The sequence below is a fragment of the uncultured Microscilla sp. genome (assembly GCF_947493425.1).
Classification (GTDB): domain Bacteria; phylum Bacteroidota; class Bacteroidia; order Cytophagales; family Microscillaceae; genus Microscilla.
The window spans coordinates 1-1411 of the sequence record NZ_CANLRP010000381.1 but is presented as its reverse complement, the minus strand read 5'-3'; the positions used below and the strand labels follow the sequence as shown (position 1 = coordinate 1411).

The following is a 1411-nucleotide window of genomic DNA, read 5'->3' as shown; positions in this document are numbered from 1 at the left end:
ATCATCATATTAAGGTAATATTTTCGGGAGCAAGAAACCCACTTTATTACAAAGATGTCAACAAGCCAGGCATCCAATTGTTGAAGGGTACCCGCAAGTCGGTAGGGGGGCTACGAAACGACGGACAACAGTTTTCTTTACAAGAGGTGGTGCTGCCTTGTGGCAGTGTGCTGTATGCCGGATCGGACGGGTTGCAAGACCAAAACGATGTTGTGCGTAAAAAATTTGGCAGTAAGCGTTTACTTAAGCTACTCAATATGATAGCAACCAAGCCAATGAATGCGCAAAAAGAACTACTGGAGAGCGAACTACAAGACCATATGCAAGGTACAGTGCAACGAGATGATATTTTGTGGGTGGGGGTAAAAGTGTAATAAATGCTATAAAATAGCTTTCAAATAAATATGTATAAACGTTGTGTTACATTTTTTTTAATGATTATTACTTGCCAGGCAATGTATGCGCAAAACGCAAAAATAGACAGCCTCAAGAAACTATTGCAACAAACCAAAGGTGATACCCAACGAATACAGATTTTAAATGAACTTTGCCGATCTTTTTGGCGAATAGCACCTGATACTGCCCAAAAACTAGGATACCAAGCCCTCAGTATTGCTACCAAACTAGGTTTTAAAAGTGGCATAGCAAACGCTGAAAATAGGGTAGGAGCTGCTTATCATTTTGGAGGAAACCACAAACAAGCTATTTTACACTACCACAAGGCGCTGGCTATGTTTCGGGCAATGGGTGATAGCCTGGGTATGTCGAAAATTTATAACAACCTGGGGGTTGTCAATAAGGTAAGAGGAGACTTTTTGGTGGCATTGGAATATTACCAAAAGAGTATGGAAATACAAGAGAAGGTAGGTAATCGTAAGTTGGTGTCTTCGTCTATTAATAATGTGGGCAACATTTACCTGGAGCTTAAAAACTATCCCAAAGCGCTTGAGTACTTGAAAAAATCGGCAAAAATAAAAAAAGGAATGAATGATTATGGGGCTTTGGTTAGTACTTATACCAATATGGGCAAGGTGTATGCCCGCCTCAAAGACTACAAACAGGCGATGGCTTATTATAGAGAAGCGTTGGTAATGGGCGAAGAGCACCAGTTTTACCAACTCATTGCCCTTACTTACCATCACATGGGCAGTTTGATGTATACACGAAATAAAGTCGATTCTGCCATTTATTACCAAAAACAAGCGTCAGGGTTGAGCAGGCAAATGAAGCATCAGCATACCCAAAATATGGCGCTCAATAGTTTGGCACTGGCATACTACACTAAAAAAAACTACTTGACTGCCGTTCAGATCGGGAAAGAGGTTTTTGCTGCCGGGCGCCAAAGCAAGGAGTTGATTGTGGTAAAAGATGCCAGCGAAACTTTGTATAAGAGCTATAGTGCGTTACAGCA

The 1411-nt window shown here is 41.1% G+C and carries 2 protein-coding genes; both read left to right on the top strand.

Annotated elements, in window-relative coordinates; genetic code table 11:
• Window positions 1-374 (top strand): SpoIIE family protein phosphatase (locus Q0954_RS33880; RefSeq protein ID WP_299466499.1); only part of this gene is annotated, 374 nt, incomplete at its 5' end.
• A 30-nt stretch (window positions 375-404) separates the two neighbouring features.
• Window positions 405-1411 (top strand): tetratricopeptide repeat protein (locus Q0954_RS33875; RefSeq protein ID WP_299466497.1); only part of this gene is annotated, 1007 nt, incomplete at its 3' end.